At 43.3% G+C, this 24,499-nt stretch carries 17 protein-coding genes and 2 pseudogenes; 10 read left to right on the top strand and 9 right to left on the bottom strand.

Annotation, left to right across the window (positions count from 1 at the left end):
- Positions 1-2: 2 nt before the first annotated feature.
- Together MLE17_RS04365 and MLE17_RS04370 are read right to left on the bottom strand one after the other, a co-directional pair.
- Complete coding sequence (locus MLE17_RS04365; protein ID WP_243347410.1) at positions 3-542, bottom strand: DUF2284 domain-containing protein; 540 nt, start codon at positions 540-542, stop codon at positions 3-5.
- A 220-nt stretch (positions 543-762) separates the two neighbouring features.
- Positions 763-1,149 carry a hypothetical protein gene (locus tag MLE17_RS04370; RefSeq protein ID WP_243347412.1) on the bottom strand — a complete coding sequence of 129 codons (387 nt, stop codon included), beginning with the start codon at positions 1,147-1,149 and terminating at the stop codon, positions 763-765.
- A gap of 157 nt (positions 1,150-1,306) precedes the next feature.
- On the opposite strand from MLE17_RS04370, the gene MLE17_RS04375 reads away from it, so the two are divergent.
- The 4 genes from MLE17_RS04375 (at position 1,307) to MLE17_RS04390 (ending at position 5,839) form a co-directional block, all read left to right on the top strand.
- Entirely contained in the window at positions 1,307-1,579 is a 273-nt protein-coding gene (locus MLE17_RS04375) for a hypothetical protein (protein WP_243347413.1), read from the top strand.
- 110 nt (positions 1,580-1,689) lie between these two features.
- Positions 1,690-3,546, top strand: a complete 1,857-nt coding sequence (locus MLE17_RS04380) for a DNA topoisomerase IV subunit B (RefSeq protein ID WP_243347414.1) — start codon at positions 1,690-1,692, stop codon at positions 3,544-3,546.
- Between the two features lie 75 nt (positions 3,547-3,621).
- A complete protein-coding gene (coaD, locus tag MLE17_RS04385; RefSeq protein WP_243347415.1) occupies positions 3,622-4,065 on the top strand; it encodes a pantetheine-phosphate adenylyltransferase in 444 nt (147 codons plus the stop codon).
- A 40-nt stretch (positions 4,066-4,105) separates the two neighbouring features.
- Positions 4,106-5,839 carry a S41 family peptidase gene (locus MLE17_RS04390; protein ID WP_243347416.1) on the top strand — a complete coding sequence of 578 codons (1,734 nt, stop codon included), beginning with the start codon at positions 4,106-4,108 and terminating at the stop codon, positions 5,837-5,839.
- 337 nt (positions 5,840-6,176) lie between these two features.
- On the opposite strand, the gene MLE17_RS04395 is transcribed toward MLE17_RS04390, so the two are convergent.
- Entirely contained in the window at positions 6,177-8,006 is a 1,830-nt protein-coding gene (locus MLE17_RS04395; RefSeq protein ID WP_243347418.1) for an ABC transporter ATP-binding protein, read from the bottom strand.
- A 251-nt stretch (positions 8,007-8,257) separates the two neighbouring features.
- Complete coding sequence (locus tag MLE17_RS04400) at positions 8,258-9,544, bottom strand: O-acetylhomoserine aminocarboxypropyltransferase/cysteine synthase family protein (RefSeq protein ID WP_243347419.1); 1,287 nt, start codon at positions 9,542-9,544, stop codon at positions 8,258-8,260.
- Between the two features lie 1,105 nt (positions 9,545-10,649).
- Here MLE17_RS04400 and MLE17_RS04405 point away from each other — a divergent pair.
- Positions 10,650-11,310 (top strand): annotated as a pseudogene (locus MLE17_RS04405) (transposase); the annotation flags it as partial.
- 490 nt (positions 11,311-11,800) lie between these two features.
- On the opposite strand, the gene MLE17_RS04410 reads toward MLE17_RS04405, so the two are convergent.
- Positions 11,801-12,007 carry a hypothetical protein gene (locus MLE17_RS04410; RefSeq protein ID WP_243347420.1) on the bottom strand — a complete coding sequence of 69 codons (207 nt, stop codon included), beginning with the start codon at positions 12,005-12,007 and terminating at the stop codon, positions 11,801-11,803.
- Positions 12,008-12,326: 319 nt separating this feature from the next.
- Between MLE17_RS04410 and MLE17_RS04415 the strand changes: the two genes are divergently transcribed.
- Positions 12,327-13,808: a DUF6383 domain-containing protein gene (locus MLE17_RS04415; protein WP_243347421.1), complete on the top strand. Its 1,482-nt coding sequence runs from the start codon at positions 12,327-12,329 to the stop codon at positions 13,806-13,808.
- A 1,253-nt stretch (positions 13,809-15,061) separates the two neighbouring features.
- Here MLE17_RS04415 and MLE17_RS04420 read toward each other — a convergent pair.
- The 3 genes and pseudogenes from MLE17_RS04420 to MLE17_RS04430 all read right to left on the bottom strand — a co-directional run.
- On the bottom strand, positions 15,062-15,976 hold the full coding sequence (locus MLE17_RS04420) for a ribonuclease Z (protein ID WP_243347423.1): 915 nt from the start codon (positions 15,974-15,976) through the stop codon (positions 15,062-15,064).
- Positions 15,977-15,979: 3 nt separating this feature from the next.
- Complete coding sequence (xseA, locus tag MLE17_RS04425) at positions 15,980-17,287, bottom strand: exodeoxyribonuclease VII large subunit (protein WP_243347425.1); 1,308 nt, start codon at positions 17,285-17,287, stop codon at positions 15,980-15,982.
- 257 nt (positions 17,288-17,544) lie between these two features.
- Positions 17,545-18,888 (bottom strand): annotated as a pseudogene (locus tag MLE17_RS04430) (S8 family peptidase); the annotation flags it as partial.
- Between the two features lie 117 nt (positions 18,889-19,005).
- On the opposite strand from MLE17_RS04430, the gene MLE17_RS04435 reads away from it, so the two are divergent.
- From MLE17_RS04435 to MLE17_RS04445, 3 genes are all read left to right on the top strand, one after another.
- Positions 19,006-19,248, top strand: a complete 243-nt coding sequence (locus MLE17_RS04435; protein WP_243347428.1) for a hypothetical protein — start codon at positions 19,006-19,008, stop codon at positions 19,246-19,248.
- A 361-nt stretch (positions 19,249-19,609) separates the two neighbouring features.
- On the top strand, positions 19,610-20,044 hold the full coding sequence (locus MLE17_RS04440; protein WP_243347429.1) for a hypothetical protein: 435 nt from the start codon (positions 19,610-19,612) through the stop codon (positions 20,042-20,044).
- Between the two features lie 184 nt (positions 20,045-20,228).
- On the top strand, positions 20,229-21,485 hold the full coding sequence (locus MLE17_RS04445; RefSeq protein ID WP_243347430.1) for a serpin family protein: 1,257 nt from the start codon (positions 20,229-20,231) through the stop codon (positions 21,483-21,485).
- A 58-nt stretch (positions 21,486-21,543) separates the two neighbouring features.
- On the opposite strand, the gene MLE17_RS04450 is transcribed toward MLE17_RS04445, so the two are convergent.
- Entirely contained in the window at positions 21,544-22,749 is a 1,206-nt protein-coding gene (locus MLE17_RS04450) for an aspartyl protease family protein (protein ID WP_243347431.1), read from the bottom strand.
- Between the two features lie 311 nt (positions 22,750-23,060).
- Here MLE17_RS04450 and hydG point away from each other — a divergent pair, with 311 nt between their 5' ends.
- Positions 23,061-24,485 carry a [FeFe] hydrogenase H-cluster radical SAM maturase HydG gene (gene hydG, locus MLE17_RS04455; protein ID WP_243347434.1) on the top strand — a complete coding sequence of 475 codons (1,425 nt, stop codon included), beginning with the start codon at positions 23,061-23,063 and terminating at the stop codon, positions 24,483-24,485.
- Positions 24,486-24,499 lie beyond the last annotated feature (14 nt).

The following is a 24,499-nucleotide window of genomic DNA, read 5'->3' on the forward strand; positions in this document are numbered from 1 at the left end:
ATTCACTCCACCAGCAAAAAAGCAAAGCGGGTAATCTCCGTCATCTTATCGCTGAACTCATTAATCTGCATCCCGGTGTTCTTCACAGTTTGGAAAACATCCACCGCCATAGCTTCGGGACTGGGCTTTGCACGGTGCTTATTGTGACAGCCGATGCGATTATGGGAACATTTCTTACACGAATTGCAGCAGGTATGATTGAGCAGGAAGGCTTTTACGAATCCTTTGCGGAACACCATCCGTTCAAGATCAAGCAACCGGGTTGTCATCAGTTCCGACCATTCCGCCTGCTTAAAGTCATTATCTGGGCCAATCTCTTTCCGCAATTTAATGATCAGGCCACTGCTGTATTCATTGAAAAACGCACGGCAATCTTCCACAGAAGGGGTATTTGGCGGACAGGCCCCCAACCCGTAATCGGGACAGCCAAAGGTACACTTCATGCGCACCCATTGTGCAACTACGATTTCTTTTGGATTCATCCAGCAATATTCGGTAAAACCTTGCTGGGAGAGGAGGGTTTGGATTTGGGTGTGGGGCATAAGGATCTTTAATGATTGATATCTATTGTATTGGAATTGCTAGTCAAAAACTCTCTTTGTTTTTCAAAGATACCGTCTCTCCACTTTATCACAATATCCAAAAGCCATTTCACAGTCGAAATATCCTCATTTAATAAAGACAGTCCCTCTAAAATCAAAGTATCCTCATATCTTTCATCTCTTTTTTTAGAATACCTCAAAAGATTCAATTTGTCTAATACTACATTGGTTTTTCGTGTAATGAACCTTCATCATGGCTGTGCTTAAAGTAATTCGCAAGTGCGATTATTAAACGTATCTGATTGATTTCATTTACAATAGGCATTGAGCCTAAATCATAATATTCGTGCTTCTTTGTATATCCTAGAAACTTTGCTTCTAGAAAATCCACACAGCATTTATTGATATAATTCTGAAGACTTAATAAAGCAACTCCATAAATCAACTCTGTTTCTTCTCTGAAAAAATCTCCATCATACCAATTAAACTCATTCAATTTTGATTCAAATATTTTGAGAGAGTTATCAAATCCTTCAAATAAACCTTCTAAGCCTTCAATTCTAATATCCGGTTCAAACCAATAACGAAGTTTTTGTTGTGTTTCCATAGTTGTAGGTATTTTGATTAAGTCTCCTATTCTATTCAAATAAAGATTCTGTAGAATGATGTTCGATTTACAAATATACCCAAACCCATGAGCAAAAACAATCCCTATATTATGCAATATACATTCACCTGACAAAGTGTCTTCCCCTCTGACTCTCATGAAAATCAACCTGACAAAGTTAGAAAAGGCTCCGACACTCATAGAAATCAGTCTGACACTCATAGAAATCGTGTTTACAGTCATCGAAATGATCCTGGCACTCATAGAAAGGGCTCCGACACTCATAGAAATCGGTCTGACAATCATAGAAAGGGCTTTGACAGACATCGAAATCATGTTGACACACATAGAAATCACACCGGCAGAAATGGTGGTTTTCCCTGCTCAAAAAGCACCTATTCCTACCCTTCCCGAGAAAAACAAGACATAATCTCAGATCCTGCTGATAAAGCCCCTCTCCACTCCCGTTTTCATCCCCTTTTTTCCTTGATTTACAGTTGATATTTTTCTTATCTTTGCGTGATTAAAGCGCTACATTCTATGGACGAAATTCTAAACAAGCCTCAAACCGAATATATTGAAGATGATATTAAGACCCTTGACTGGCAGGAGCACATCCGCCGCCGTCCGGGGATGTATATCGGTAAGCTGGGGGACGGTACTTATTCTGACGACGGTATCTATGTATTGTTGAAAGAAGTACTCGACAACTCGGTGGACGAATTCATGATGGGTAACGGTAAAACCATTGACGTTCAGATTGCTGACGGTGTGGTAAAAGTACGTGACTACGGTCGCGGTATTCCCCTCGGAAAGGTCGTTGACGTCTCTTCCAAAATGAATACCGGAGCCAAATACGACTCCAAAGCCTTTAAGAAATCGGTAGGTCTTAACGGGGTCGGTATCAAGGCGGTGAATGCGCTTTCCACCCGTTTCTTCATCAGCAGCCACCGTGAAGGTGAAATGAAAAGCGTGGTGTACACCGCCGGTCAGATTGTGGAGGAGTTTCCATTGGCCTCAACCACCGAAGCCAACGGTACCTACATCGAGTTTGAACCGGACAACACCATTTTCAAAGACTTCAAATACAAGGACGAATATGTGGAAGGATTGTTGAAAAACTACGTCTTCCTCAACTCCGGCCTCACCATCGTCTATAATGGCAAACGCTACTTTTCCAAGAACGGATTGGTCGATTTGCTCAACGAATACATGACTTCCGAACCGTTGTACCCCATCATTCACCTGAAGGGAGAAGATATCGAAGTCGTGATCACCCACGCCAACCAAAACGGCGAAGAGTATTACTCCTTCGTCAACGGTCAGCACACCACCCAGGGCGGTACGCACCTGACAGCCTTCAAGGAGGCGGTATCGCGCACCATCAAGGAGTTTTACAACAAAGGCTTCGAATACGGGGATATCCGCAACGGTCTGGTGGCCGCCATCAGCGTAAAGGTGGAGGAGCCGGTCTTCGAATCACAGACCAAGACCAAGCTGGGCTCCAAAGACATTGGTCCTGATGGCCCTACCGTCGCGAAATTCGTAGGCGATTTCCTTAAAAAGGAGCTGGACAACTTCCTGCACAAAAACGGGGAAACGGCAGACATCTTGCTTCACAAAATCCAGGAGTCGGAGAAAGAGCGCAAGGCCATGGCCGGCATCACCAAGATTGCCCGCGAACGCGCGAAGAAGGCCAACCTTCACAACCGCAAACTCCGCGATTGTCGCTTCCACTTCAATGATGTCAAAGGGGAAAAAGGGGAATACTCCAGCATCTTCATCACCGAGGGAGACTCGGCGAGTGGTTCCATTACCAAAAGCCGGGATGTGGAAACACAGGCGGTATTCAGCTTGAAAGGAAAACCCTTGAACACCTTCGGCCTGACCAAAAAGGTGGTTTACGAGAATGAAGAGTTCAACCTCCTGCAGTCAGCGCTCAATATCGAAGAAGGCCTTGACGGACTCCGCTACAACAAGGTGATTATCGCTACCGATGCCGACGTGGACGGTATGCATATCCGCCTGTTGCTGATTACCTTCTTCCTCAACTTCTTCCCGGAACTGATAAAAAAAGGGCACGTTTACATCCTGCAAACGCCTCTGTTCCGCGTTCGGAATAAAAAAGAGACCTTCTATTGCTACTCCGAAGAAGAGCGACTGAATGCCCTCAGCAAACTGGGTGCGAATCCCGAGATCACCCGATTCAAAGGTTTGGGAGAGATTTCGCCCGATGAGTTTAAACACTTTATCGGACAGGACATGCGTCTCGACCCCGTTTCGTTGAAAAAAGAGGACCTTGTGAAAGAACTTCTCGAGTTCTATATGGGAAAAAACACCATGGAACGACAAAACTTTATTATTGATAATCTGGTTGTAGAAGAAGACGTTGTTTAATAAATCTGCGGAAGCTTTTCCAAAGTTTGAAACTTTGGAAAAGCTTTTACTTTTTTCAACCACAATCCATCATTCATGCCAAAAAAAATTGCAGTTTTCCCGGGCACATTCGACCCTTTCACCACCGGTCACGAAGCTTTGGTTCGCCGGGGATTGACTTTTCTTGATGAAATAATCATTGCCATCGGTGTCAATGAATCGAAAAAGACCTGGCAGTCACTCGATGAACGCCTCAAAACTATTTCCCGAATCTATGCCGACGAGCCTCGCGTAAAAGTAATTCCCTACGACGGACTTACCATTGACTTTGCCGTTGAACATAATGCCAAAATCATCCTCCGTGGTATCCGCTCCACGACCGACCTGGAATACGAAAAGCTAATGGCCGACGTCAATCGCAAGGTTTCCGGTATTGAAACCGTTCTGCTGATTACCGAACCCGAATTTGCCCATATCAGCTCATCAGTCGTTCGCGAACTTCAGCGTTACGGAAAAGACATCAGTCAGTTCCTTCCCTGATTTACACAGACTTTACATAAACAAAATATTTATACCAAGCATGAAACGCACCTTTATCACTCTGGCATTGCTACTCGCCATCTCCATTTGCGGAATGGCTCAATCCCAATCGGCAGCGATGCGCAAACTATCCATGACGGAATATGCCATTCAGAATCTATACGTAGATAAGCTGGACGAGAATAAACTGACCGAAGATGTCATCGAGGCCATACTCAAGAAGCTGGACCCACACTCTTCATACATGAACGTGGAAGAGACAAAGCAAATGAATGAACCCCTCCAGGGAAACTTTGAAGGTGTCGGCATTCAGTTTAATATGCTGAACGATACGTTATTTGTCATCCAGACCATTCCGGGGGGACCATCAGAGAAAGTAGGCATCATGGCCGGTGACCGTATTATTATGGTCAATGACACTTTAGTGGCCGGCGTGAAGATGAAAAACACCGACATCATGAAGCGTCTGCGGGGCAAAAAAGGCTCTATCGCAGCTGTTAAGGTACTTCGCCGCGGAGTGAACGGACTGGTTGAATTCCGCATCGTTCGGGATAAGATACCCATTTACAGCCTGGATGCCTCCTATATGGTGGACAAAAATACCGGTTACATCAAAATCAACAAGTTTGCTGCCACAACCTACGATGAGTTCCTCAAAGCAATGAGAGACCTCAGAAAAAAAGGGATGAAGAATCTTATTCTTGACCTCGAAGACAACGGAGGCGGATACCTGACTGCTGCTACCAACATGGCCGATGAGTTCCTCAAAGACGACCAGTTGATCGTTTACACGCAAGGTTACCACCAGTCAAGAGATGAAAGCATCGCTACAAAAAAAGGTGAATTTGAGACCGGCAAACTGGTGGTGATGATTGATGAAAACACGGCATCGGCCAGTGAGATTGTCAGCGGAGCTATCCAGGATTGGGACCGCGGAGTGATTGTGGGCCGCCGCAGCTTTGGTAAAGGATTGGTTCAGCGCCCCATTCCTCTGCCTGACGGTTCTATGATACGTCTGACAGTGGCACGTTATTATACTCCTTCAGGCCGCTGCATCCAGAAGTCTTATGAAGATGGAATCGATAAGTATAAAAAAGACCTGATTGACCGTTACAACAAAGGCGAACTGGTTCACGCAGACAGCATCCACTTCCCAGATTCACTCAAAGCATTCACCAAAATCAATCGCCGCATTGTATATGGTGGTGGTGGTATTATGCCTGACTACTTTGTGCCAATGGATACTGCACGCTACACCGTATTCTACATCAATCTGGTGGCTAAAGGCATTCTGAACAAATACTGCATCAGCTATTTTGATGACCATCGCAATGAGTTCAAGGAGAAATATCCAACTTTCGAAGCCTTCGACAAAGGATTTAACGTGACCGATGAGATGATTGACCAGTTGCTTACCGAAGCAAAAAAAGACAAGGTTGTTCCCAACGATACCGCTTACGCTAAGAACAAGTTACGCACCGAGGTCGAACTCAAAGCCACACTGACTAAAGATCTGGGCTATACTCCTTCTGACGAAGTGGTTAAATACATGTTGAAAGATATGCAGGCCAAACTTAATGACAAAGCGGAGAAAGACGAAATGATTAAAACCAAGCCGTTGCTCCAGAACCAGATTAAGGCGTTGATTGCCCGCGACCTGTTCGATATGACTGCCTATTTCCGCGTTATCAACAGTGACAGCGACAGCTTTAAGAAAGCAGTGGAAATCATCAACAACGAAAAACAATACAACAAACTGCTGAAGAAATTGTAATTGCACGTAGAGACGCAAGATTTTGCGTCTCTATCCAAATATGCAAAAAAATGAGCCATTCCGTAGTTAGCGGGATGGCTCATTTCTTTTAGTAATCAGAAATATTGTCTCATATAACCTTTACACTACTCCCCCCCATTTTATGTAATTACAATTACACCAAACACCCAAAATAGACTATTTTGTAATTACGTTTACACAAACAACACAAGTCAACCTGTATTGTAAGTATAATTACACAAAACCAAAAAGCGGAAACCTGAGACTCAAACCTCATGTTTCCGCTTTTTCTTTCTAGTAAAGACGTGGCATGCCGCGTCTCTACATTCGTATGTTATCAGAAACTCTGCATATCACACAACCGTTTGTAGTATCCATCCAGTTCAATCAACTCGTCATGGCGGCCACGCTCCACGATTTCACCTTCATGCATTACACAAATCAGATCGGCATTCTTAATCGTGGAAAGACGGTGAGCAATCACTATAGAAGTACGGTTACGCATCAGGTTCTCGATCGCATCTTGCACCAAACGTTCCGATTCGGTATCCAGCGCTGATGTTGCTTCGTCCAAAATCAGGATTGGTGGGTTTTTCAGAATTGCACGCGCAATACTCAGGCGTTGGCGTTGGCCTCCCGAAAGCTTACAGCCACGGTCACCGATGTTGGTTTCGTAACCTTGCTCAGAGGAAACGATAAACTCGTGTGCATTGGCAATCTTCGCAGCCTCGATGACTTGCTCCATAGTTGCATTTTCCACCCCGAAAGCAATGTTATTGAAGAAGGAATCATTAAACAGAATTGCCTCCTGATTCACATTCCCCATCTGCGCTCGCAGGTCATGGATACGATATTGACGGATATCATTTCCATCCAGGTAAATGCCACCCTCCACAACATCGTAGAAACGGGGAATCAAATCCACCATGGTCGATTTCCCTGAACCGGACTGACCTACCAAAGCGATTGATTTACCTTTTGGAATCTCAAGATTGATATTCTTCAAGACCCATTCGCTGTTGTATCTGAAGTACATGTTTCTGAACTCGATTTTTTCAGAAAACTCTTTTAACTCAAGCGGTTGTACCGGATCTTTGATTTCATTTTCCGCCTTCAGGATCTTGTCGATTCGTTCCATCGAAGCCATCCCTTTCTGGATAGAATATGCTGCTTTTGACAGATCTTTGGCCGGATTGATAATGCTATAAAAGATAACCAGATAATAAATAAAGGTAGCAGCATCAATGCTACTGGAATGATTAAGAATCAGCAATCCTCCGAACCAAAGTAAAATCGCAATGGTGATAGTGCCCAGAAATTCACTCATCGGGTGAGCCATGGACTGTCGGCGGTTGATTTTTACCGTCGTTTTACGGAAGAGATTATTCTGGTGGTCAAAACGGATTTTAATTTTCTCTTCAGCATTGAAAGCTTTGATAATACGCAATCCGCCAAGAGTCTCTTCGAGTTGTGCCATCAGTTCGCCCCACTGGTTCTGACCTTCCAGCGATTTACGCTTCAGCTTTTTCCCTACCTGCCCCATGATGTATCCGCTTACCGGCAACAGGGCAAATACGAACAAAGTCAATTGCCAGCTAATTAAAAACATAGTAATCAGGTAAAAGATAATGTAAACCGGGTTTTTGAACACCATGTCAATAGAGCTCATTACCGAGTTTTCCACCTCATTGACGTCTCCACTCATCCGGGCTATAATATCCCCTTTTCGCTCATTCGAAAAGAAACCGATATGCAATCCGGTGATTCGACTAAAAATTGAATTCCGGATATCCCGTACCACACCAGTACGCAACGGAATCATATTGTATAGCGCCATATAGGCTGTCCCGGTTTTCAGTAAAGTCATGAAAATAAGCAGTACTCCAAGCAGCATCAATACATATCCGCCACCGTGTGTTTGCATCATATCGGTAACATAGAAATAGAAGTTGTTGATAAACTTGTCTTTAAACGAGCCGACACTGTCCCAGGCGACAAAATGATATTTGCTTTTATTGATTCCAAACAGGATTTGCAGAATTGGAATAATCAATCCAAAAGAAAAGATACTGAATACAGCCGAAAGGATATTGTTGAAAATATTGAGGAACAAGTACTTTTTATACGGCGGCACCAGCCGGAGCATTACCTTAATAAACTCTTTCATGCGTGGGGTTTACAGTTGTTTAATAGTTTGATTTATCTGTGAAAATCAGTCGCATCAATGTCATCTGTGTCTCTGCTTTATCACATCGAAAAGCCGACAAAATTAGGAAATTAAATCGACTTAGCTAAAGAGGTGACGGATTTAGGATGAGATATAAGATTTATAAACGCAAAGGCGCCAAAGCGCAAGGTTTTTTCCCAATGTAAAAGAGAGAACCTTTGCGTCTTAGCGCCTTGGTATTAAATCAAATATTACAGCTTGGCAAATGCCTGTTCGAGGTCGTCCTTAATATCGTCGATGTGCTCCAAACCGACTGACAGACGAAGCAAATCGGGGAATACACCCGCAGCAGCCTGTTCCTCTTCGCTCATCTGCTGATGGGTTGTGCTTGCCGGATGGGTAATCAGGGTGCGGACATCGCCCACATTCACCAAATGGCTGATCAGGTCGAGACTTTCCACTACACGGATTGTATTTTCCAGACCGCCTTTCACGCGGAAACAAAGCACTGCACCGAAACCATTGGTCAGGTATTTCTTCGCCATATCGTGGTACGGATGGCTTTCCAGTCCGGGGTAACTGACCGAACTCACTTTCGGGTGCTGCTCCAGCCATTTGGCCAGCTCCATAGCATTTTCGCAAATCTTATTTACACGAACGGAAAGTGTCTCCAGTCCCTGAATCAACATAAAGGAATTGAACGGACTGATAGCAGGACCCAAATCACGCAATCCCTCTACACGGGCACGGATGATGTAGGCAATGTTGCCGAATCTTTCCCAGAAAACCAATCCATGATAACCTTCCGACGGCTCGGTGAATTGCGGGAATTTGCCATTGCCCCAGTTGTAGTTGCCGCCATCCACGATGATACCGCCCATGCTGGTCCCGTGACCGCCAATCCATTTGGTAGCCGACTCCACCACGATATTCGCCCCCCATTTTATCGGTTGGGAAAGATAACCGCCGCAACCAAAGGTGTTATCTACAATCAATGGCAGGTCATATTTGCGGGCCAACGCCACCACTTTCTCAAAATCGGGTATGTTGAAATAGGGATTTCCGATGTTTTCGGTATAAAGCGCTTTGGTGTTTTCGTCAATCAGCTTCTCCATCTCTTCAGCGGAGTCGTTTTTGGCGAAACGGGCTTCAATTCCCATCCGTTTGAATGAGACCTTAAACTGGTTAAAAGTTCCACCGTATAAGTAAGGTGAAGAAACGAAGTTATCACCCACCGTCAGGATATTATTCAAAGCAATAAACTGCGCCGAGTGACCCGATGCCACCGCCAGGGCAGCCACACCGCCTTCGAGTGCCGCCATTCGTTGCTCAAACACATCGGTAGTCGGGTTCATCAATCGGGTATAGATGTTGCCGAACTCGTTCAGCTCAAACAAATCCGCTCCATGCTTGGCACTGTTAAAGGTATAAGCTGTAGTTTGGTAAATGGGCACTGCGCGGGAGTTGGTGGTTTTATCCGCTTTCTGATATCCGGCATGTACCTGAAGGGTTTCAAATCTGAATTTCTTTTCTGACATAGTAATGTGTATTTGATGTTGGAATGTTATCGTGAATAGATATCAGATACAAAAATAGGATTAAATTGGGTTGGTTATTCCCCATCGTCCGGTTTTCATCGTTTATATCAGTAGTCCCGAGATTTTAAGTCGCAGACTCACGATAAAGATTAGACACAAAACCGATGGTATGAACACATTCTGATATTTATCATCCCTGTTTCATCGGAATAATTTAGACATTCTACCGCTCCCCTTTCCTATACCTGTCCCTATACTTGAATATAGGTTGATTATAGGTAATTCTAAGGTTATCTCATGGATATCCCATAGATAACCTATATTATATAATTATATGGGATATCTATGGAGAAAATATGAGTAAAGGAAAAGACTATCTATATTAAATCTTATTGAAAGGTATAATCAACCTATAAGCAAACCTTGAAGAAGCCGTTCAATTAATGCCACATTTGAAGAGTAAAAAAGAAAGCGTTCCATTTTAGAATGGAGGCACTCCACCTTAGCCAACCACAAACGATTCGAATGGAGGATATATGCTGATAAGACTGAAAAAGAAGATATGGCCTCCGGTTATCCACTGGTGCCAGATATTGGAATAGAATCGGGAAAGGTAAATGCGACAGGTTAAATGGGGAAGATGAAACAAACCGGAACGAGAAGAATACAGAAGATGCTCTCAGAGGGTAAAACGGTTGTGTTGCTTTTGCGAAATAGTGATTTGATGACTTGAAGTCATCCAGTCACTTACGTCTGTAATATTTTCTATACGGGATAGCATTTACCTTCTTCTGCCAGCACGCCGTTCGGCGAATGGCTCTGCCTTCGTCGTCATAAAATCAAGGCCTCCGGCCTTACTGTTAAGGTAAAAGAATTCCATAACCCTCTGGCTATGCCATCACCCTACTGATGTTGTTTTCGGATCGGAACTCAAAAACAACAAAACTACATGAGTTATCACACTTATTCACACCGCTGAAATAGCAGCGGCTCCAATCTTATTGACTGAAGCCGCCTTCTTTTTTTTTCACTTAGCGATACATTGCCAGCCTGGAGGCTGGCTTTTAGTAATGCCGATAGCAGAGCTATCACCAAACTACTTAACTGCGGTTACACCTTTCGCCGAATCGGGGGAACTATGTTTGACAAATGTATGTTTCCATTGCTCCTGGCTTTTCATATCGCATTTAAGATAAGTACAAAGGAGAAAGGAATGTCAACTTTGGAATTATCTCAAGAATTTGAATTACGCCAAAAAACTTGCTGGGTGTTTAAATGGAAAATACAACAAACTATGACCAGCAGTAAGCTTCATCCAATCAGCGGATTAGTCCATGTGGATTAATTCTACATCGGTGGAGAGGAAGAAGGTAAACGAGGTCGAAGAAGAGGAGACAAAAAGCTCGTTATAGTCGTTTTGGAAATAGTACCAGACGGAGTTGGACATGCTTATGCGCAATGTATCGACAATGCTTCTGCCAATTCATTCAAACCTTTCTTTGAAACATACATTAGCAAAAAGCTACTATCCCAATCTCCAACAAGTAAAATCTGAAAATGGAAAGAGCTTTCAAGATATACATATCCACATTATGAATCTCAAAGGTTGGCTTAGAGGAATTCATCACCATTGTAGCAAAAAAAGGCTTCAAGGATACCTGGATGAGTACCACTTTAGGTACAATAGACGCTCAAATATGGAGAGAATCTTTGATTTACTCATAAAAAGAATGGTCTTAAAGATTCTATACGTTTATAATCAATAAATTAACCAGGGCGGTCTAAACGCTTATACCAATACAACTATTCTCTCCTTTTTATTTGTATTTTCTTATCGCTAACTCAGGTTATTATTCCGTTCGTGCTTCCCGTGGTAAAACGGCCATTGAATCTGTTTTTCCCAATGGGCTTCTCAAATCCATTTTATCCACAGATTGTTGGGTCTCTTACTTCGGGATGAAGGTTGAGAACCATCAAATCTGTACGGCTAATTTGCTGCGTGAACTCATTTACCTTAAAGAGCATTATCCGCAATAAGACTGGGCTTCAAGATTCTCCGCTTTAATAAAAAATCAACCACAAGGTCAGTGGATTCTTCAAATCCCTCTTCGGTGCAAATCTTTTCGCTCAAATACGCTCTATTTGTGAAACGACTAAGAAAAATCGACAACCTCCTTTCTTTGCCTTTTCTGTCGTGGCTGCTAAATATGCGGTTTATTGATAAATAACTATTGTAAATCAACAAAATTTGACCGTCTAGAACCACATTTGATACCTATTTTTGTGATGTATATATTCGCAACCAGAATAGACAAATCGAAAAAACAATGCTTCAATATCGTTTTTGTAAACGTATCGGGTAAAGCGGGATAAATCCAGTTCTTTGTGGAAGTTCATAAAATCAAACTTCAGTTCAAATTGCTGACGAAATCGTTGTTCTCCGTATTTACTATATCGTTCCATCTGAAGGAAATTCACGCGTTGCGGTATCACTAAATAAAGCATAAGAACCTTTATCATAAAATCACTTCTCCATTTATTGAGCTTAAGAGATTTATTTAATGTGCTTGATATAACAGAAGGATATTACTTATGAATCTGAAAGATCACGACTTTAAGTATTGGTGGTGCAATCCTTAAAGATGCTGATTTCAAGGGGATAAGCATCTTTTTTAAACAACTTATTTCACTGTATATCAAATAGACAACAAAAAGCTTAACGAAGTATTGGTTATACATTCAATTCAGTACATTAATATCAACCTTTTTAAATCATTAGATTATGAAAAAAACTTTACTCTTTTTTGGAATGTTGGCATGGGGGGCTATGTCAATGAATGCGCAAATAACAAAAAGCAGCCTTTGGGCTCCGACGTCGGACGCTACCGCCGCCTATCTAAATGGAGGTAATTATAAGAATACCGTTCAGGCAGGGGTTACCATTACGGTTTTGGACAATGGTTTTCCAGACTATAGTAAGACATCTCCCGTGTTCCCTACCGACTACAAGTTTCCGCAGTGGGACCTTCTGTGGCATTTTAACAACCTGAAGGATAATATAAATAACACTGATCCCTCAGACGATGTACTTACTTCTTATTTTAAAATCTCAAATTCTGCTTTTACTGATACCTTATTTTGGGTAGCTAGTGCAACTGACCCGTTGGTGCCTTATAATAAAACAATTGCTTCATCACATTTGCCTACCAGAAATGGAATTTTCTTTGGCGGCGTCGATGCGACAGGAGGAAAACATGCTTTTGGTTTAATAAATGGTAAAGACTGGGGCCGTCTTCAGAGTTACCAAGGAGGAGGAAACGCCGTACTTGTGGAATCTGTGAGCGACTTTATAAGTTTGCTGAATTGGGGTAAAGTGATTAAAGAACGTACTCGTTCCGGATCTGGCACAACTGCTTCCCCATACGTATATGGAACAACTACATATTCAACTAATTTCCTTGTAGCTGATTCTGCATCGGCATTTGGGCTGAAGATAGGTGAAAATAATAACGCACTCGCGTTTTACCCTGGTAAGTTTGACAAAACTGACCTGCGTATGGCTTTTCAATTTGATTCTTCACGTGTAAGTTCCGATATTACATTCAAACTATTGCAAGTAGATAAGGGAACGTCAGGTAAGAACATGACCTATAAAATGGTGGTATCTATTGAGCCGCGGACAAGTACTTATGGATTTATAAATATAGGTGCAAAATTATTTGTTACTCCCACCGGATGCGACAAGACAGATAGTACATTGTTAGGCGAATTAGGACCTAAACGCTATGTTATTGATAATATTTTTGAAGCGCAGGGCGGTGCCAGTGATATGACTGCTGCAACCACCATTAGCGTGCTTGATAAAATTAAAACAAAAAATCCTGCGTTTACGATTGACGATTTCTCAAAGAAACGTATTATTGTTTCAATCATTGGTGTTGCAAGCGAACCAGCAGCACAAGGCACTCACCATCCGATCATTGCCTTGGACGATATACATGTTAGTTATTGGATTGATTGGTATAAATACAAAAACAAAGGTCTCTATACCGGTATCGCTGAAAACGTTATTTCTTCAACTGACATTATCGGTTTAACCGGTCAAATAAAAATTTCCGGCGCACTTGAAGCTGGTGATGTTTATAATATTACAGGACAAAAAGTCGCATCTTTCGGTCGTGACAACCAAGTTATTTCTGTCCCTGCAGGTGTTTATCTTGTAAAAGAACAGGGTCAACCCGCAGTGAAGGTTTGTGTAAAATAATTCATATAAATGCCAAGAAGAGGGTGTCCCATAAGGATGCCCTCTCTTATTATTATCCCAATCGAAGTCATTGTAATCAGCTCGGAAATTAGCAACTTAGAGCATGAGGACAACAAAGAATAAACAAGTCTTTAAAGATTATCCACAGGGTCAAAGCACGCTGTTCCCGAAATCACTGATAAAATAAAAGAAGGGACCCTGTTTGTCTGATCAATACAATAGTTGATCAATTATTATATCCTTAGGTTTAAAAACTGATAAAGGAAGCGGAACAAGCAGTTATCATCTCCGTATGTTGCTTAAAGTGCTCTTTTTGCATACCTGAACAACTCTTACTCTTGTCGCAAAATAGCGACAGCCCTTGAAGAGGATATCCTCTCTATGTGGCTTTCCGGTAATTAAACCCTGGTTCGCCGTAGCCTGCATCAAAATTCACACCAACATCAAGAAACTGCAGTCTGCCGTTCGGCGAATGGCTATGCCTTCGTCGTCATAAAACCAAGGCCTCCGGCTCTACCTTAACGTTAAATATCGACACCAAAATATTTGAATTCCCGAACGACCTTCAAAAATAACCATTCCTTTCCGATTATCCTGCCTCACCACCCACATTATACTTGTGCAATCGCTGACTTATTACTGAAACCACATTCCTGTTTTTATTGTCGCTTACTTACTGCGAACCGGACCTCTGTTTATAATTCGCAGTTCCACTATAAAAATCGAACATAACACGGCAGTCTGAAGACATTTTGCCCACCCTTTCCTATACCTTTCCCTATACTTGAATATAGGTTGATTATAGGTTATCCCATGGATATCTATGGATATCTATGGTGAATGTATGAGTAAAAGAAAGGACTAGCTATATTAAACCTTATTGCAAGTTATAACCAACCTATAAGCAATCCTTGAAGAAACCGTTGAATTAATGCCACATTTGAAGAGTAAAAAAGAAAGCATTCCTTTTTTAGAATGAATGCGCTCCGCATTTGCCAACTGTAAACGATTCGAATGGAGGATGAATGCCGATAAGACTGAAAAGGAAGATATGCCTCCGGTTATTCACTGGTGCCAAATATTGGAATAGAATTGGGAAAGGTAAATACAACAGGGGAAATGGGGACGGCGAAACAGACCGAAACGAGAAGAATACAGAAGATGCTCTCAGAGGGTAAAACGGTTATGTTGCTTTTGCGAAATAGTGATTGGATGACTTGAAGCCATCCAGTCACTTACGTCTGCAATATTTTCTATATGGGATAGCATTTAGCTTCCTCTGCCAGCACCGTTTCGGGGAAAATCGTTTTAGCCTCTTCGAGCAAGACATTCAAGTCATTGTACCGAGCAGAAAAGTGGCCGATGACGAGTTTTTTCACCTGGGCAGCCTGGGCTATTTTTGCAGCCTGTAAAGCGGTGGAGTGCATGGTCTGTTTTGCACGGGCTTTCTCCTTTTCCAGAAAAGTGGCTTCGTGGAAAAGCAAATCGACACCCTCGATAATCGGAACAATGGACTTGTGGTAAGTAGTATCTGAGCAATAAGCATATTTGCGCGTAGGCTCAGCCGGTCGGGTCAGATTATCGTTGGGGATAACCGTTCCATCCTCACGCACGAAGTCAGCGCCATCCTTCAGGCGGTTCATATCTCTTACAGGAACCTGATAAAAGTCGGTCATCTCACGGATAATATGGCGTGGACGGGGTTTCTCTTCGAATAGGAATCCACAAGTAGGCACACGGTGCTTCAGGGGAATGGAATAGACCCGCAGCGAACGTTCTTCCAGAATCAGCTCGTGTTTCTGCGGGGCAATGGGATTGAAGATGACTTTATAGGGAAGCTCGGCACAAAAATAATCGAGCAGCGGACGAAAGACTTTTTCAGCATCGGGATGGGCATGCACCACCAGTTCACCGGTACGGTCCAGCAAGCCGAGCGTAGAGATTAAACCCATCAATCCGAAACAATGATCACCGTGCAAATGTGAGAGAAAAATGTGGCTGAGCCGGCTGAACTTCAGTTGCATCTTGCGCAATTGCGTCTGCGCCCCTTCGCCACAATCTATCATAAAGAGATTATCGCGGAAATTCACCACCTGCGAGGTGGGATTGAAGCGGGTGGTGGGCAAAGCCGAGCCGGTACCCAATATATTGAGGTCAAATTTTTCCATGTGTCAGGATTTTTCAGAAACAATACTGGTAATCTCTCCGTCTGCCAGCAAGGTGGTCAGCGCATCTCCAACGGTCAGTTCGCCAGAAGAACGAACCGCTTTACCCTCTTTCAGGGTAATGGAATAGCCTTTCTTCAAAATGGTTTCAGGGGACGAAAGTCGGATAATCTGCTCAGCCAGATGGAGCTTTTGCTGCTCTTTCTCGATACGGCGATTAATAGCCAATGCAATCTGTTGCTCCAGTTCGGGTAAATGCTTCTGCTGAAGGGTCAGTACATTCTGGGTAAAGAGCGGCAACTGGCTTTCGAAGCGGTTAAGCTTGAGGTGTTCATTTTGCAAATGCCTGCTGGTCGATAACGAGAGGTAATGCGAAAGGTTTTGCAGACGATAGGTTTCGTTCAGGATACGCTGGCTCGCCTTATTCAGGATAAAATCCTGTGCCGAAAGCAAGTCATCCTCCTGCTCCTCCATGCGTGAAAGCAGAAATTCAGCCACCGCGGTAGGCGTCTTCATACGGGTATGCGCCACCATGTCAAGCACCGATTCATCACGATCGTGTCCAATGCCGGTAATCACGGGTAAGGAAAATTCAGCCGCCCGCTTAGCTATGGCATAGCTATCAAAGCAACCCAATTCAGAGACCGCTCCTCCACCGCGGATAATCACCACGGCATCGAAGTGCTCCCGATATTTTTCAATTTTGGAAAATGCAGATAAGATGGATGCCTCGGATTGGGCTCCCTGCATCAGGGCAGGAAAAAGTTTTGGATAAAAAACGAACCCGTGACTGTTTTTCAGAAGCTGGTCGGTAAAGTCACCAAACCCGGCCGCCGTAGCCGAAGAGATCACGGCAATGCGTTGCGTCACATCAGGAAGTTCCAGGGCTTTATTATTTTCAAAAATGCCCTCTTCTTTCAGCCGTTTGATGATCTCCAACCGCTGGCGCATCATGTCACCCACCGTATAGGAGGGATCAATGTCAAGCACCGTCAGACTGGGACCATAGACTTCATGGAAATCGACATTAACTTTTACCATCACCTTAATGCCACTGGTAAAAGGTTGTCCCGTCTCCTCCTCAAAATACGGTTTTATTACCCGGAAGGTATTTGCCCAAATGTTGCCGCGCATTTTAGCAATAATATTACCACTGCGGCTATCCTTCTCTACAAACTCTACATAGCAATGTCCCGGCCCGGAAGTCCGCACCTCACTCAGTTCGGCACGCACCCAGTAACTATCGGGAAAACATTCCCGCAGCGCTAGCTTGATCAGGTTATTTAGTTCGACAAGGGAGAGGATATCGTTCATTTGAGCACTTTAGTCATGAAACGGAAGTTCTTGTTTTCGATGCAGACAATATACATTCCTTTAGGCAGGCGATTGGTATTCAACAATTTTTCCGTTCCGTTAAATTTATCACACAATGCCATTTGCCCCCAGGCAGTATAAAGGTGGGTAGTATAGAGGCTATCACTCAATGGCAGATTCTTAATACAAAGACTTTTAGAGGGTTTAAAAAAGACCTCTATGTTTTCGGACAATACCGGAGGAAGTCCCTGAATGGTACTCAGGTACGCCCCCATGTAATCGGGAACGCCATAACCGTAACGGTTATCGGGCTGTTTAAAGAAAGAAGAGTTTCTACGAATCAGGTCTATAAGTTCTTTATTGGTCAGTTTCGGTAACGCCTGCCACAGGCAAGCAGTCAGTCCCGTAGTCAGCGGAGCCGAGAAAGAGGTTCCGTTAGAAGTGGTCAGCGCACCATTCTGGTCAATCAGGTATGTGCCCTCTCCTACTGCCACCACATCCGGTTTGACACGGTTATCGGCGGTATAGCCCAGCGAACTGAAGGCTGCAATTTGTGACGAACTATTGATAGCTCCAACGGTCAGCACATCGCGTGCATCTGCCGGTGCATTGATTTTTTCCCAGGGCTTATTCCCTTCATTCCCGGCACTGATTACGACCAGTATCCCTTTATCAGCTGCTTTCTGCGCTTCCCGTGAAATAAAGATGGTCTTTCCATCGAGCTGCTCATGGGTATGATTCATCGAAGCCACATCGAACGTGGAATATCCCAGCGAGGTATTAATCAAATCCACACCCACACTATCGGCAAATTCTGCAGCAGCCGCCCAGTAATCCTCCTCCACAGGAAACTCCGAACTTGAATCTTCTGAACGCAGCAACCAGAAGGAGGCTTTGGGAGCCGAGCCTATAAAACGAAATGAATCCACTGCAGCCATGACCGAAAGCACCATTTCGCCATGACGGTCACCGGTGAATAGATTCCCTTCAGGCTGCACAAAGTCTTTTGTGCCTAATATTTGAGTCTTACTGAGGGAAGTAACAGCATTTGCATTCAAAAATCCGGCATCAATCACAGCGATGGTCATACCCTCGCCCCGGTAATTGGCATTGTGCAGAAGATTGCCGTTGCTGATTTTTATCTGTTCAAAACCATAGCCATACTCATCCATGGTGGAAGTAGCCTTTTGCTGGTCTTCAAAGCTCTCGTTTCGGAGTGACAGTTTCTGCGAACCGGTCTGTCCTACCCATACCCACTCTGTCGCAGTCACACAGGGAAGATTGCGGACTAGTTGTATCAGGCTACTGTCATTTGAGGACACAACAACACTGTTCATCCATTTACTTTTGGACACAACTTTTGCTCCCGTTCCCCTGATTTGACTAAGATACAGTTCAGAAACAGGCAAATCGGTTGAGTCAATCGCTATATTCTGCTTGACTCTTCGTTCTATGGACTTTCGGGAAAGAAAACTTTCAGGATTTACAATGCTGAAGAGAGAGCCGTTTTTGTCTTTAAGCCAAACTCTGAACTTATATTCTGTCTGTGAAAATGCAATCAGCGAGAAAAAAATGAAGAGTAGACAAACTCCTTTTTTCATTATCAGGTATAAAAATCAATTGAAAGAAAACTATTTACTCACAAACATAGCATATTTTTTCGTGAAAATCACCTCTTGCGTACACTATTATAACAAACAGTCCGAAACACTGTCTCTATGAAGGGAAATATCTTTGTCAATTCCGGGTTCACTAAAGCGGTACACTTTAATTGGCTAAATACCTGCAATGATATATACAACAACAATAAGCCAACACACGCATCCCGTAATACACTCAGCAACTACCGGACTGACGAAAGTATAAATATAGCAGGGAAACACCTCTATACAGATGGCTTAGTGATTTACAACAATCACACTTATCTGTACCCACCCATCTATCAAATCATTTTGTCATGAAACAAAACATTTCAATTACATTTTGAAAACCCACAGCAACATAAATCTCACACACATTCAACGCATCACTTTTATCCACACAGTAACGCTGAACAAAACAGGAACCAAACATGTTGTATTAACATGTTGCACAACACACCAATATCAACTACATAAAGCGCCAAATATGCCGTAAAACATATTTGTCTGTTTGTGTTTTTTATTTTTTAACCCACCATGTAGTATAAATGTAACAAACACACTTTATCTTTGCAGTGTAATTAGAAAGCAAAGTCAATTACAAACGAAGGCAGATAATCTGCAATCAGTACTTTTAAGTAATGGAAAGCACTGATAAAATGTCAAACTAAAATTTATGATTATGAAACTTACAAAATTGTTCGTAGTGTTAGCCGCTCTCAGTGTAACAGTAGCAGCTAAAAGTGAAGAAAGAGCTGAAAAAGCTTTAGATGTAAAAACTTCTCTTCGGGGAGTGTCAGTAGCAAAAGCTAAATACACGCTGATTAACTTCTGGTCAAACAGTGATGCTGCCTCAAAAGCAAGCGTGGCAAGCCTGGCAAAAGAGCTGAAAAACGCTAAAACCGCTAAAATCGAGATGGTAGCCGTTGCATTTGAACCATTGAAACTGGCTTACGAAACCAGCGATATCGCTAAAGACGATGTGTACGGAGATGCTTACAAAACTTACAAAGTCCGCAAAAGCCTGAGCAACTACCTGGTTGACGCAAGCGGTAAAGTAGTAGCAAGAGACCTTACACCGGAAAGTTTAGCTTTCTATATCAATGAAGTAAAGTAACCTTTAAATCCACATGTATGGAACCTTATAATCAAACAAACACAAAATTAAAGGAGCTGTTCTCAAGAAAATAGATGAACAGCTCTTTTTTTTGCCCTAAAGTCAACGAATTCAAACTTTCCTGCAACATTTCCCCTCCAAACTGCGTCTTCATTTATATCACTTTACCATAAAAATGAAGACCATGAAAAAAATTCTATTTCTCACAATTCTACTCATTACAGGATTACACCTCCAATCCTGCGACAAAAACAGCAACAAGTCAAACCCGACACCGAATATCCGGGAAATGCGTGCCGGTGAGAAAGCGGTTATTTCATCTTCTAACCGGTTTTGCTTCGATTACTTCAAACTGCTATCAGCAGCTAAAAAAGATACCAACGTGACGTTTTCCCCGATTAGCGCACATGCCGCGCTGAGCATGCTGATCAACGGAGCCGACGGAACCACCAAACAGGAAATCAAGGACGCCCTGCGTATATCAACCATGAGCGACCCGGAAATCAATGAATCTTTCAAAAGCCTGAAAGAGTACCTTCTTCAGGTAGATAACAGCGTTACACTGAATATAGCCAATTCCGTCTGGGCCAGACTGGAGCTCCATATCAAAAGCTCTTTTGCCAATACACTCCGAAACTTCTACAGCGCTGAAGTGCAGTCCCTCGATTTTTCAGGTACCGGAGCGGTAAAAACAATCAACAATTGGGTAAGCAACCAGACAAAAGGCAAAATTCCCACCATCATTGACGACCAGAAAATTGCATCGGATGTAGTTATGTATTTGTTGAATGCCGTCTATTTTAAATCAGACTGGAAGACAAAGTTTGATAAAGCAAAAACACAAAAGGCAGGTTTCACTAAAGATGACGGAAGCGTCATTCAGGTGGATATGATGCAGAGCGAAAAGATGGAGGCCTGGATGTATTATGACAACTCGGTACAATTCATCGATATTCCGTTTGGCAATGGAGGATATTCATTCACAGTAATCATGCCAAACGGGGCAAAAACGCTGGATGAATTTATCGGCGAATTCGACAATGATAAACTTCAGACTATCTTAGCGAAAGAACCTGCTGCAAGCAGCGAGCCGCGCTATGTTTCCCTGAAAATGCCGAAGTTTAATTTTTCATTCAACCGTGACATGAATGATCTGCTCAAGACAATGGGCATGAAAAGAGCTTTCACGGACACAGCCGAACTCCCGAGCCTTTTTGAGGAACAACTCCCTTTGTCCGTCTCCAAAGTGAAACAAAAAACATTCGTGCAGATTGATGAAAACGGAGGAGAAGCCGCGGCTGTTACCTCTGTGGAAATCACAGTCACTTCTGTAGGCCCGGGATTTATCACCGTTGACCGACCGTTTTTATTCCTGATCCGGGAAAAGAACAGCAACACAATATTATTCATTGGAAAAGTACATCATCCTGTGTTTCAATAGCCCTTAAAACAACATTGGCCAGCGGAATCCTCTGGCCAATGTTGTTTTTTGAATATGTTTAAAGCTTACTTTTCATATCAATCTCGACAGACACAGTTTTATCGCCACGCAATAAAATCATACGCATCGGCCTTTTCGAGCTCACTTCAAACATTCCTTTTATCTCATTGATATCCGTATCAAAACCTCTCTTTCCATTTACCTCCAGTATGCGGTCTCCTTTTTGCACACCCGCCTTCTCCGCCGGAGAGTTTGCCCACACGTACAATACTTCAGACAATCGCAACAAAGGATCCATCTGCACTAACTCAATGCCGGCAATATTATAGGACCATCCATCACTAAACCTCGCATTCGGTCTGACATACAACGTATTGTCCGGCTCATTGAAAATAAGATTAAACCGGCTCAATATCTGACTCCCAATTGTCCCGTCCCGTTGCGACTCGGTAAAAACATCTGCAATTGAAGTGGAATCCGGGAAAGAGACGACCGGATTAAAGATGACCGCACTGCCAATTTTAATCCGCGGAATACGACCTATAAATCCGGTAATCTCACCATTCAATCCCTGACCGATAAAGCCATGGATCGAGCTCTTCGGCAGGGCAACAGGCGATACACCATAAGCCCGAAACCAGGCCGCCAGTTCAGCCCCGGTATCGACGAGCATCTTTACTGTTTTGGTGTGCCCCGAGGGATCAACCACCTGTATATGCACAAACATTTTCAACCCCTCAACGTCCAATTCCAGCGGTGAATATTTTTTGGGTGCTATGAAGCCTTCATCTTCATAAAACACAATGCGGCGACGGTCATAATTAATCTCCACGACATGCCCCTGAAAAAAATCAGAGCCAATCAATCCGTTTATTTTAGTACCGGTATGCCTGGAAAGATTGAACACATCTTCAGCCAGCACATATAAAGACTGATTTTGCAACCTGATTTTTCCGATATCAATATCATTTCCCGTACTGGTAAAAGCCTGTAACTGATTACCAACACCCAATCCTTTCAGGAACACATTTTGCGAATAATTGAGCGACACACTATCCTTAGCAGTCAGTTCTGTAATCAATGTGGAGCGAATTCCGGAATCCAGAATCAGGTTAAGAGGAGATGATTTATTGATTCTGGCTTTTATTACAATATACGAGCCCACCACTTCGAATGGTATTGAAGCGATTTTTTTGGATTTCCCCGAAATTTCTATTTGCGGAATTAACATCCAGAATGACAGAAGAATCACAGCAAACTTCATCTGTAAATGGATTCATGGTAAATTCTGTATAAATAGAATAGAAATGAGAGTTTGTTTGTTCATTGTCAGCTAATTTCAAATCAATGCAAACGCATCATGAATATACTCCCGGCTTTCGACATTCGCTTTTTACGGACCGCCGATGGAGTCTTACCATAGATTAACAGAGTATCCGATTAAGGAAAAATGATTTGATCTATATTTGTAATGAGCATTAAATGAAAGACACCTCTGATTGAAATAGAATGTTGTTATAAACATATCATTCGACTTGGTGTTTATACCCTATCGAAAATACACACTTTCACAGCATGAAATTTACCCCCGAAAAATACAACATTTCCGACGAGCCGATGAAACCGTTCATCGACCCGGCTGAAATAGAAACATATCTTCAAAACGAAAAGCCGGACAAAAGCCGCGTCAGGGAAATCATCGCCAAATCATTAGCCAAAAACAGACTGACACTGGCAGAAACTGCCGCACTGCTAAATGCCGACGAACCGGATATGATTGAGGAAATCAAGCAAGGCGCCCGCGAACTCAAGCAGCAGATCTACGGAAATCGTATTGTTCTTTTTGCCCCTTTGTATATTGGAAGTAAATGCTCGAATAACTGCTCCTACTGCGGATTCCGCGTTTCAAACAAAGAGACTGTCCGCGTAACGCTGGGCGACCAGGAGATTATCAACGAAATTGAAGCGTTGGAGGATAACGGCCAGAAACGACTAATCCTGGTTTACGGTGAACACAAAGACTACAGTCCTGAATACATCGCCCACACCGTAAAGGTGGCCTACAGTGTCAAAAAAGGCAACGGTGAAATTCGCCGGGTCAATATCAATGCTGCCCCGATGGAGATTGAAGGCTTTATGGTGGTCAAAGAGGCGGGCATTGGTACGTACCAGATTTTCCAGGAAACCTATCATCCCGAAGCTTACAAAATGTACCATATCGGTGGCAAGAAGTCGGACTACAACTACCGCCTGACTTCGCTTGACCGGGCGATGGAAGCCGGGATTGACGATGTGGGAATCGGCGCGCTGTTTGGTCTGTACGACTGGAAATACGAAATTATGGCGCTGGTGCGCCACACCAACCACCTCGAAGCGTGCTATAACGTCGGCCCACACACCATCTCTTTTCCCCGTATCAAAGATGCCAACAACCTGAAGCTGGGTGATAAATATTTCGTTAGCGATGAAGATTTTGCCCGGTTAATTGCTATCTTGCGACTGGCCGTACCCTATACCGGCATGATACTCACGGCCCGCGAACCGGTGGCATTGCGCAATGAGCTCCTGCAATTCGGCGTCTCGCAAATCGATGGCGGCACCAAACTCGAACTGGGCAGCTATGCCTCTGTGGAAGAGATACCTCAAGACCTGCGCCGCGAGCAGTTCCGCATCAACGACAGCCGCTCCCTGGGTGAGATTGTGGAGGAATTACTCGAACAGGATATGCTGCCCTCCTTCTGCACCTCGTGTTATCGTATGGGACGCACGGGAGAGCATTTTATGGAATTCTCCGTTCCGGGATTTATCAAACGCTTCTGTACGCCCAATGCTATCCTGACTCTGGCGGAATACCTCACCGATTATGCCAAACCGGAAATTGCCGAAAAGGGATGGGCGGTGATTCGGAAAAATATGGAATCGCTGGAACCAAAGATGGAGGAGGAGTTGAAAGAAAGACTGGAGCGGATAAAATCGGGAGAACGGGATTTATACTTCTAGAACCTCACCCCTGC

Source organism: Parabacteroides sp. FAFU027, assembly GCF_022808675.1.
In the GTDB taxonomy this organism is placed as follows: domain Bacteria; phylum Bacteroidota; class Bacteroidia; order Bacteroidales; family UBA7332; genus CAXXIC01.

Bases quoted from the DNA above. Each gene is read 5' to 3' on its own strand.
- MLE17_RS04370 (WP_243347412.1), bottom strand. From the start codon at position 1,149: ATGGAAACACAACAAAAACTTCGTTATTGGTTTGAACCGGATATTAGA.
- MLE17_RS04450 (WP_243347431.1), bottom strand. From the start codon at position 22,749: ATGAAGTTTGCTGTGATTCTTCTGTCATTCTGGATGTTAATTCCGCAA.
- MLE17_RS04395 (WP_243347418.1), bottom strand. From the start codon at position 8,006: ATGAAAGAGTTTATTAAGGTAATGCTCCGGCTGGTGCCGCCGTATAAA.
- MLE17_RS04380 (WP_243347414.1), top strand. From the start codon at position 1,690: ATGGACGAAATTCTAAACAAGCCTCAAACCGAATATATTGAAGATGAT.
- MLE17_RS04365 (WP_243347410.1), bottom strand. From the start codon at position 542: ATGCCCCACACCCAAATCCAAACCCTCCTCTCCCAGCAAGGTTTTACC.
- MLE17_RS04415 (WP_243347421.1), top strand. From the start codon at position 12,327: ATGAAAAAAACTTTACTCTTTTTTGGAATGTTGGCATGGGGGGCTATG.
- xseA (WP_243347425.1), bottom strand. From the start codon at position 17,287: ATGAACGATATCCTCTCCCTTGTCGAACTAAATAACCTGATCAAGCTA.
- MLE17_RS04440 (WP_243347429.1), top strand. From the start codon at position 19,610: ATGAAACTTACAAAATTGTTCGTAGTGTTAGCCGCTCTCAGTGTAACA.
- MLE17_RS04400 (WP_243347419.1), bottom strand. From the start codon at position 9,544: ATGTCAGAAAAGAAATTCAGATTTGAAACCCTTCAGGTACATGCCGGA.
- hydG (WP_243347434.1), top strand. From the start codon at position 23,061: ATGAAATTTACCCCCGAAAAATACAACATTTCCGACGAGCCGATGAAA.
- MLE17_RS04375 (WP_243347413.1), top strand. From the start codon at position 1,307: ATGAAAATCAACCTGACAAAGTTAGAAAAGGCTCCGACACTCATAGAA.
- MLE17_RS04435 (WP_243347428.1), top strand. From the start codon at position 19,006: ATGAAGGGAAATATCTTTGTCAATTCCGGGTTCACTAAAGCGGTACAC.
- MLE17_RS04420 (WP_243347423.1), bottom strand. From the start codon at position 15,976: ATGGAAAAATTTGACCTCAATATATTGGGTACCGGCTCGGCTTTGCCC.
- MLE17_RS04410 (WP_243347420.1), bottom strand. From the start codon at position 12,007: ATGGAACGATATAGTAAATACGGAGAACAACGATTTCGTCAGCAATTT.
- coaD (WP_243347415.1), top strand. From the start codon at position 3,622: ATGCCAAAAAAAATTGCAGTTTTCCCGGGCACATTCGACCCTTTCACC.
- MLE17_RS04445 (WP_243347430.1), top strand. From the start codon at position 20,229: ATGAAAAAAATTCTATTTCTCACAATTCTACTCATTACAGGATTACAC.
- MLE17_RS04390 (WP_243347416.1), top strand. From the start codon at position 4,106: ATGAAACGCACCTTTATCACTCTGGCATTGCTACTCGCCATCTCCATT.